The following is an 8,860-nucleotide window of genomic DNA, read 5'->3' as shown; positions in this document are numbered from 1 at the left end:
CACCTTCTCTATCCCTCTCTTACACCTCCACATCAAGCACAATCTATGCGTGATTTATGGGGTTGCGGATGGACATGACCTTGAGTAATCCCTCCGCCACCGAATGCGTTTCACTGATCGCGGAACACGCAAGGCAAAACGAAGGATTGCGCAGAGCCAGCTGGACAGCTTGACGCGCAAAATCCCCTGAGGACAGCAGGCAAGCACCTGTTTTGTTTGACATATGAAGCCTGTCTCCGCGCGTTCAGGTTCCAGAGAAAGGATATATGGGATGCGGCTTGTGGCATCAGGGATATGTATTCGGCTTTGCGGTTTGTGCAATCGGCATTGCGCGATCAGATAAAAGACATACGCATCCGGAAATCAGAGAAGTGAACAAGGATATATGCCAAGCGCAATCAGATTTGCGCAGGATGTATTCGGATATTCGCAATGCGCGACCAGATTAAAGAGATGTGATTTAGGATAAACGATTTGCGCAATGCGCAGTCGAGGAAATGCAATCGGCGAAGAGAGGAAGGTGATATGGGTTACGGAATACGGGTCGTGCTGGTGATGAACCGCAAGGGTGGATCGGGCAAGAGCACGCTCTGCCGCGCTCTTGCTTCCGCCGCAACAAGTCGCGGTGAAACCGTCACGATCTTTGATACCGACGCATCGAAGTCCTGCCTCAAGTGGATGCAGGCGGGGCAAGAAGCCGGAAACTGGTCTCCCCTTGTCGAGGTAATCCACACACTGGACGCGCCCCGGGTCGTCGAGGCGATTGACCAGATCTATGCGCAGCCGGACCAGGAGCATCTGATCCTCATTGATACCTTTGGCGGCGGATCTGAGGCGCAGGATGTGCTGGCCATTGCCGCCCATCGGGTCCTTTGTCCGATGATGCTGTCGCGGGGTGATCTCAGCGAGACCTTCGAGACCGCCAGCTGGTATCTGAAATTGCGGGGCCGGGTCGAGAACCCGGATGATCTGGCTGGGTTCTCGGTGGTGCTCAGCCGGGTGCAGGTTCGGCTCTCTGAATCTGAGCGGGCGGTGGCGGACGAGCTCTTCCGCTCCCTGCCCGCCTGCGAGGGCTGGCTGTCGAACCGCAGCGCCTATGTCCGGATGGACAAGGAAGGGCTTCTTGGTCCCATCGCGGAGAAGACGCCAAACCGCGGATTGGCGGTACACCTGCAGACTGCCCTGAAGGAGGCAGAAGACCTTCTGGACGAGATCGACCAGCTGATCCTGGCACCAGTGGAGGCCGCATGATGGCGCAGCGCAAGGATCAGATGCGGATCATTCGTCAGGATGCTGGATTCTCGGCCAAGCTTGGGTTCGGTGGGATGGCTACCCCTCCCGCTGAGGTCGACAGGCCGAGCATGAAGCCGCTGTCTTCTGTCAATGATGTGTTGGGGAAAGCCGAGCGAAATCCGGTCGAGGCTGCCACCGCAGAGGTCACATCCCAACGCGACAACGGTGGGCAATCCACCCATATCCGGGAAGGAACCCGGAAAGAGGGAACAGGTCATCGAGCGCCTGTGAACCTTGCGGAACGGTCCGCCGTTCAGGTCCCAGCTGCAGCGGCGCGGGGGCAGGTCGTCTATGTCGCAGTGTCGCTGACTTCCAGACAAGCAGATCTGGCTGAGGCCTGGGCCGTGGCGGCGCGGTGCTCGGTCCAGTTCCTGATCCGCCGCGTGGCGCAGGCGCTGCGGGACCAGGTCTTTGACGATTGGGAGCGCAATGGCATGCCGGAGGTCCATGAGCCGCGCGGTGCGCGCGGGAAGCACCCCACCAGCGTGACCTTGACCCTGCGACCGTCTTTTGCGGCCGACCTCGCTACCCGGCACGACCCGCTTGGAATGTTGGGATTGGCAAGGGTCATGGGCCCGGCCTTTCGCGCGCGCTTCCAGGAGGCATTCGACATGGCGCTGGCCAAAGCAAAAACTCAGGCAACCAACGAGGGAGACGAACGATGACCAGCACAGAAGCCCCTGCCCTCGAGCGGACCATCCCTCCGTCGGAATTCGACATCGGCACACCCGTCGAATGGATGGTCGATCCAGATCAGCGTGAGACGATCCTCGGGGTGACCTATCAGTTCAGCCAAACCGGCGAGCGCAAGACCGTTTGGTACACCCCCAATAAGCGCCGGGCGAAGCGGTTCGTTGTCGTGGATGTCCCACACGCGCGGGATGTCACAACCGTCTGACACTGGCAGGCCGCCAAGAAGCAGCTTTTTTGGCGGCCACAGCGCGTAGCCCAACGGCAACCCATCAAGCATCTGAATCGTTCAGCTGGTTTCGATTCAGAAAATCAATTGGACTTGAAGATCGGCAAGGTGGAACCTGGACAGAGGAGGACCACCATGGCTCTGGCACATCTGCACCGCATCGACCCTGAGGCCAACATGGCACGGTTCTACTGCATCGAAATCGCGCCGACTCTGTTCGGGGACGTCTCCGTCTTGCGGACCTGGGGCCGGATCGGGACCCACGGCCGGACGAGCATCGAAACCTGTGCTTCCGTTGAAGAAGCGGAGAGAGAAGCATCGCAAATCCTCCGACGAAAAATACGGCGGGGCTATCTTCCGGCCGGCCAGACGCTCCGCCAGACCTTGCGGAGTGAGATATGTCAGGCCTTCCGCTGAAGCCTGCCTTCCAACACGGCACCGGCCTCGATGGCGATCCGCTCGTGGATGACGTCTGCCTGTACGACCGCACTCGGCGCGAACATAACGTTTTGCGCCGAGATCATGCCCGAAACCGCCCCAAAAACGACGAGGTCGTGGGCGACGACGGAACCTTCAACGCGCCCTGAACCGGCCACAGTGATCTCCGGTGCTCGCAGCGAGCCAATGACGTTGCCTTGGACCTCAATAGGTCCACTGGAGGTGGCATCGCCTTCGACAACAAGGTCCTCCGCGAAATCGCTGCGGCGGGCGTTTGCGACGGTCGGGTCCGGCCAACGGTCGAAGTCGCCATGTGGGATCTTCATCTTGGTGCCACCTCAGCTCAACTCCGTGCCGCCAGATTGGACCAGACGCGAAACGAAAGGGCAACGCGCGGCACCGTGATCGGCGAAAAAGCGCGGCTGTATTCGGCATTGCACAACTCGTCCGGCAAGGATCGTCTGCCGGTTGCCCCTCATGAACCATAGATTTGCGTCTATCGCTCATCCGAAACCTTCAGACGGTTGGATAGTGTGGTCCACTGTTGGAGCGATGACAAGGAACGGCTAGGGTATCCCGGTAACTTCCGGCGGGTGTCGTGATAATAAAACAAGAGGAGCGTGATAGCTTGACCGGTATCGCTTTCAACCTCAGACATGAGCATGTCGAAGGCGATCTGCAACGGCGCCTCGCTCTTTCCGTTGATGCTTGGGAACCCATCGGCAGGGGAGAGTCCATAACAACAAGAGCGCGGGGTCATCTTGCCCGCGTTGCCGGGCTCGGCAACGGAGACACGGCCTGATACGTTCCGGTCGAGCCCACTGACCGACCGCGACCTTGTCGTCTCAACTGTGCAGATCCCATGCATGACCGGTGGTCCGGCTGCTAATGGGTGTAATTGGGTTCCGAATTGGGTTGCAGGAAATAGGTGTTATTGGGTATGAGATTGGATATGATCCAAACCCATACGCTCCGCATCACCCCAACCTTTCTCTTGATCATCGCCGAGGTCGACGAGTTCAAAGGCGCATGGCGCGCACTCGGAAGTCTCGCCCCCGAGCGGTTATCCGCCTTACGCCGTGTCGCCACCATCGAGAGCATCGGCTCTTCGACACGCATCGAGGGAAGCCGGCTCTCCGATCAAGAGGTTCAGCGTCTGCTCTCCAATCTCGACATCCAGACCTTCTCGACCCGGGACGAGGAGGAGGTCGCTGGCTACGCCCAGGTCATGGACACCGTCTTCGCCTCTTGGCGCGACATCGATGTGACCGAGAACCATATCCGCCAGTTGCACCGGGACCTCCTGCGGCACAGCACCAAAGATCAGCGACACAGGGGGGATTGGAAGACCGCGCCGAACTCGATCGCTGCTTTCGACGAGGCGGGGCGGCAACTTGGCGTGGTGTTTGAGACCGCCAGCCCCTTTGACACGCCGGGCCGCATTGCTGAACTGATCGACTGGTACAACGCCGCCACCCTGGACCATGATCTGCATCCGCTGCTACTGATCGGAATCTTCGTCGTGGTCTTTCTCGAAATCCATCCGTTCCAGGATGGCAACGGGCGTCTCAGCAGGATCTTGACCACCTTGCTGCTTTTGCGCTCAGGCTATGCCTATGTCCCGTACTCATCCCTCGAAAGCGTGATCGAGCAAAGCAAAGAGGCCTATTACCTGGCACTGCGGCAGACCCAAGGGACGATCAGGTCCGACAATCCGGACTGGGGACCCTGGCTCGGCTTCTTCCTGTCCGCACTGCAGCGCCAGATGCTACGATTGCGCGCGAAAGTTGAGCGCGAGCGCCTGCTGATGGGCAGCCTTCCGGAAGTTTCCGCGCAACTTCTCGACCTCGTGCGCGATCATGGTCGCCTGACAATCGGCGATGCCGAGCGCCTGACCGGCCAGAATCGCAACACGCTAAAGCAGCACTTCCGCACACTTGTCGCGGATGGCCATCTGAGCCTGAACGGGGCCGGGAGGGGAGCTTGGTACTCACTCCGATAATTTTGATTATGTAATATCCTTCGACGCGATGGGCGGAAAGCGGACGTTCGAAACGCCAGACCAATCTGTCCAAGTCAGGCCGATTGAGGTTAGTGTGCTATCATCCGGGATCGCCGATTAGGGCAAAGCTCAATTGAACGCCAGCATACCTGCATCAACGATGCCTCCGCCGCCGTCGACAGCCAAGTTGCTGCCCGTGACAAAGGACGCGCCGGGCGACAGAAGAAAGCGGACGACGTCGGCGATCTCATCGGGAGCTGCGGCCCGCTTCTGCGGCACATGTTGGGTGGCGATGGCATAGCCCGCATCCGGTGACCCGCCAAGGGCCGCCATCTCCATATCGCCCATCTCGGTGCGGACCCAGCCGGGAGAGACCGCGTTCGCGCGCACGCCAAGTGGGGCCGCTTCAAAGGCGATGGACTGGATCAGCCGCACCATCCCCGCCTTGGACACGCCATAGGCCGAAAGCCCCGCGCCGGTGTGCCGGGCCGCTGCCGATGCGATGCCGACGATGGCACCCCTCTGCCGGGCCAGATGCGGCAGGGCGGCCTGGGCCATCAGAAAGGGCGAGGTAAGGTTGACCATGATCTGGCGCTGCCAGCTTTCCAAGGACATCTCGGCAAAAGGCGCAGGCTCGACAATGCCCGCATTCAGGACCAGCCCATCCAACCGTCCGCATCTGTCGATGACCGTAGCAACGATCTCCCGCGACGCTTCGGGTTGCGAAAGATCGGCCTGAAGCGCGATGCCGCCGGTCTCGGAGGCGATCTCTTCCAGTGGCGGCAGGCGGCGGCCACAGACGACAACCCGGTAATCCGGCCCGAGATTGCGGGCAATCGCCGCGCCGATGCCGCTTCCTCCGCCGGTTACCAAGACCACCGGGCGTTCGTTCTGGGTCATGTCGTGGCCTCTTGTCTGGGGATCAAAGAAAAAGCGTCGGGCGTTCGCGGCGGAAGATGCGGTCGGCGGGCTCCGTCCCCAAAAGCTCGCGCGCGTGGCGATGGCCGGAAAACACCGCGCCTTGCATCGTGCCGGGACATTCGGCGTCACCGATCACGCGATGAGTGATGCCTATCTGATCCAGCGCGGCGGAGAGCGTTGTGTCGGGCAGGCGCGTGCCGACCATGACCAGATGCCGCGCGGGGATATCGGGCAAAGACTCGCCGGTATCCGTGCGCTGCAACGACAGACGGTCGCCGTGCCATGCCACGGCCGATGCATTCGGGGTCATGCGCACCCCTGCCGCGTGCAGTTCCGCAATCATCCGGGGCTGTTCCAGCGTATGACCCATCCACGGCGCAAGGGTCGGCTGGGGCGAGACCAGATGCACGGCATGACCCTTGGCTGCCAGATCGGCGGCCAGTGCATTGGCCATGTAGTAATGGTCGTCGTCATAGATCACGACCGGACCTTCGATTCTGGCGCCCGCCAAGAGATCATCCGGCGTCAGGGCCTGCCCCTGAAACCCTTGAATTCCGTCAAGCCGCGTGCGCCCTGCCCCGTCGCCGCGCCAATCCGCACCCGTGGCCAGCAGCAGATGATCGGCGCCGAAATCGGCGATCATGTCTGCCGTCATGTCGCTGCCTGAATAAAGGTCGACGTTCGTCATCTGTTGCAACTGGAACAGCCGATAATCCTTGACCCGCGCCCAAGTGGACAGGCCCTTGAGCCGTGCCTCAATCCGGCTGCGCCCGCCGAAGTCGCTCTCACGCTCGGCCACCGTCGCCTGATGGCCTGCGCGCGCCAGCACCAGCGCCGCCTCAAGCCCCGCCGGGCCGGAACCGACGATCAGCACCGATTGCGCCTTGGGGGCCGGGGGCACACGCTCAGGGTGCCAGCCGCGCCGCCATTCTTCGGAAATCGTCGGGTTCTGGGTGCAGCGCAGTTCCAGACCGATGGTTTCAACCGAAACACAGATATTGCAGCCGATGCATTCGCGGATGTCCTCGACGCGACCCTCGGCGATCTTGCGGGGCAGGAACGGGTCGGCGATTGACGGACGCGCCGCGCCGATCAGGTCAAGGACACCGCGCTTGATCTGGCTGACCATGGAATCGGGCGAGGTGAAACGCCCCACGCCCAGAACGGGCTTGCCGGTGACCTGTTTCACGAAGGCGGTGAACTCTTCCTGAAACCCTTCGGCGTCATAACGCGCGGTGCCGCTGTCCCGGCTCCAACTGGAAACGTTCACATCCCAAAGGTCGGGCAGCTCTGCCAGCGCTTCGATCACCGCCCGTCCCTCGCCGGTGTTCAGGATGCATTTGGGGCCAGTAAGCTCATGCACGGCAAAGCGGACGGCCACCGCCATGTGAGGGCCCGCCTCTTCCTTGGTTTCCTCCAACACCTCACGAAACAGCCGCAGCCGGTTTTCAAAGCTGCCGCCATATTCGTCGGTTCGGCTGTTGTAGGCGGGTGACAGGAAATGCCATAGGATCGAGGCATCATGCGAGGCATAGACATAGGCGATGTCATATCCCGCCTGTTTCGCCCGCCGTGTGGCCGCGCGAAAACTTTGGTGCAGGGTGCGGATGTCGGATTTGTCCATCGCCTTGGCCATGAGCGGCATGTCGGGCTTCAGGATCGGCAGAACCGAAGGCCCCATCGCCGGATAGCCGTTTGAAATCCCGCGTGACCGGATGCCGGTATGGCCAAGCTCGATGGAGGCCAGCGCGCCATGGGCATGGATGCGCGCAACAGACCGCGCGTGCGCCTGCACGTCGCCCGCGTCCCAAAGCCGCTCATAAGGCAGGCCGGACAGGTCGGAGGTGGGGTCGATCTCGCTCAGTTGCATTGCGACGATGCCCCAGCCACCCTCGGCCCGTGTTTCGCGGATGCCGATGGCGCCATTGGGCATCAGGTAACTGTGTCCAATGGCATGGGGCATCGACACCAGCCGGTTGGGCGCCGTCACCGGACCGATCTTCAAAGGCTGGAACAGGGGCGCGTAGCGCGGGTCCATCATGCGCCTTTTGTCACGCGGATCGTGCCATCAGCGATCCAGCCGTCGATGATCTCCAGCACTTTCATCGAAAACGCCTCGTCGTTGATGTGACAATCCACGACCGATAGCTTGATCGGGTCGGTCATCTCGGCGCGGTAGCCTTCCACCATTTCGGCCAGCGCCCCCGGGTCATGGGCAGGCATGCCTTCGGTGTCCCAGGCATGGACGCCCTGCGTCGGCAGCACGAAATGCACAGGGCCTTTCGAAAGTTTCAGCCGCCGCGCCACCTCACGCGCCAGATCGCGCCGCTCGGGGCCGGTCAGCGAGGCCGAGGCGATCAGCCGGTTATGCGCATGATAGGGCCGGTCGCGGAAACGCTCGGGCACGGGCGCCCAGGTGGGAAAGTCGATCATGTCGCCAAAGCCGGGGCCTGCGACGATCGGCGTGCCGCGCCTGCCCGCTGCCGTCATCCGGTTTGCGCCGGCGTTTACCACAGACCCCACCATGATATTGCCGATCTCGGCCACGGCAAGTTCCAGAACGCAGGCGAAATAGCCCTGTTCGGCAAGGCTTTCCATCGCCATGCCGCCCATGCCAGTGCCATGGAACACCGCGACCGAAAACCCGCGGTCCACCAGCGGTTGGCGCAGATGCACCATGTATTTCAGCGCCGAGGAGCCAAAACTCATCATCCCGATGACCGGCTGATCCGGCTTCGGCGGCACAACGGCCAAGGCCGCCCCATAAACCGCGCCCGCCGCTTGGCTGAGGGTTGCCATGCAGACATCGTTCAGCCCGTAAAGCCCGCCGGCCCACAGGATCATCTGGATATCCGCCGAAAGCCGGTCCGGCGGGATCAGGGGCGAGAAAGCCACGGTCGAGACCACATATTTCGGCACACCCACCGGCAAGGCGCGGGCGCAATCCAGCGCAAGATCGGTGCCCATCGTGCCACCCAGCGCAATCATGCCGTGGATGCGGCCCTGGGCATAAAGCTGTGCCGTCAAGCTGGCCGCCCCCTGCGCCATGATCTGCATGGCGTGGTTTTCATCGCCTGCATCCATGGCGTCCTGAATGGTCTTGCCTGCGGCCGCCGCTACCTCGTGCTTGGAAATCGTCACCGGGCGCGACGGGTCGCCCAACACGCTGACATCCATCTCAACCACCGCCCCGCCCATCTTGCGGATGGTTTCGGCGACGAAATTCAGTTCCGGATCCTTGGTGTCATAGGTCCCGATGATCAGAATGGTTTTCTGCATGGTCTCTC

General features: G+C 61.6%; 9 protein-coding genes. 5 read left to right on the top strand and 4 right to left on the bottom strand.

Annotation, left to right across the window (positions count from 1 at the left end; translation table 11 throughout):
* The first annotated feature begins 555 nt into the window (after positions 1 to 555).
* The 4 genes from V6590_RS12115 to V6590_RS12100 all read left to right on the top strand — a co-directional run bounded on the left by V6590_RS12115 (position 556) and on the right by V6590_RS12100 (position 2,629).
* Positions 556 to 1,251, top strand: a complete 696-nt coding sequence (locus V6590_RS12115) for a nucleotide-binding protein (RefSeq protein WP_335423385.1) — start codon at positions 556 to 558, stop codon at positions 1,249 to 1,251.
* A complete protein-coding gene (locus V6590_RS12110) occupies positions 1,251 to 1,958 on the top strand; it encodes a hypothetical protein (protein WP_335423373.1) in 708 nt (235 codons plus the stop codon). Before V6590_RS12115 ends, V6590_RS12110 begins: the two co-directional genes overlap by 1 nt.
* The gene (locus V6590_RS12105) at positions 1,955 to 2,191 is read left to right on the top strand and encodes a hypothetical protein (RefSeq protein WP_335423371.1); all 237 of its coding nucleotides are present in this window, start codon (positions 1,955 to 1,957) and stop codon (positions 2,189 to 2,191) included. The genes V6590_RS12110 and V6590_RS12105 overlap by 4 nt, the downstream gene beginning before the upstream one ends.
* Positions 2,192 to 2,347: 156 nt before the next feature.
* The gene (locus tag V6590_RS12100) at positions 2,348 to 2,629 is read left to right on the top strand and encodes a WGR domain-containing protein (RefSeq protein ID WP_335423369.1); all 282 of its coding nucleotides are present in this window, start codon (positions 2,348 to 2,350) and stop codon (positions 2,627 to 2,629) included.
* Here V6590_RS12100 and V6590_RS12095 read toward each other — a convergent pair.
* Positions 2,614 to 2,976 carry a bactofilin family protein gene (locus tag V6590_RS12095; protein WP_335423367.1) on the bottom strand — a complete coding sequence of 121 codons (363 nt, stop codon included), beginning with the start codon at positions 2,974 to 2,976 and terminating at the stop codon, positions 2,614 to 2,616. The two genes, V6590_RS12100 and V6590_RS12095, sit on opposite strands and share 16 nt — an antisense overlap.
* A 626-nt stretch (positions 2,977 to 3,602) precedes the next feature.
* Between V6590_RS12095 and V6590_RS12090 the strand changes: the two genes are divergently transcribed.
* On the top strand, positions 3,603 to 4,652 hold the full coding sequence (locus V6590_RS12090) for a Fic family protein (protein ID WP_335423365.1): 1,050 nt from the start codon (positions 3,603 to 3,605) through the stop codon (positions 4,650 to 4,652).
* A 129-nt stretch (positions 4,653 to 4,781) separates the two neighbouring features.
* Here the strand turns inward: V6590_RS12090 and V6590_RS12085 are convergent, their stop codons facing one another.
* The 3 genes from V6590_RS12085 to V6590_RS12075 are packed head-to-tail and all read right to left on the bottom strand — an operon-like array spanning position 4,782 to position 8,852.
* Positions 4,782 to 5,552, bottom strand: a complete 771-nt coding sequence (locus V6590_RS12085) for an SDR family NAD(P)-dependent oxidoreductase (RefSeq protein ID WP_335423363.1) — start codon at positions 5,550 to 5,552, stop codon at positions 4,782 to 4,784.
* A 22-nt stretch (positions 5,553 to 5,574) separates the two neighbouring features.
* Positions 5,575 to 7,611, bottom strand: coding sequence for an oxidoreductase (locus V6590_RS12080; RefSeq protein WP_335423361.1), 2,037 nt, complete (start codon positions 7,609 to 7,611; stop codon positions 5,575 to 5,577).
* Entirely contained in the window at positions 7,611 to 8,852 is a 1,242-nt protein-coding gene (locus V6590_RS12075) for a Tm-1-like ATP-binding domain-containing protein (RefSeq protein WP_335423359.1), read from the bottom strand. The genes V6590_RS12080 and V6590_RS12075 overlap by 1 nt, the downstream gene beginning before the upstream one ends.
* Positions 8,853 to 8,860: the final 8 nt, after the last annotated feature.

Origin of the sequence: Gemmobacter denitrificans (assembly GCF_036964905.1) — a bacterium.
Taxonomy (GTDB): domain Bacteria; phylum Pseudomonadota; class Alphaproteobacteria; order Rhodobacterales; family Rhodobacteraceae; genus Gemmobacter; species Gemmobacter denitrificans.
This window is presented reverse-complemented; position numbering and strand designations above follow the sequence as displayed.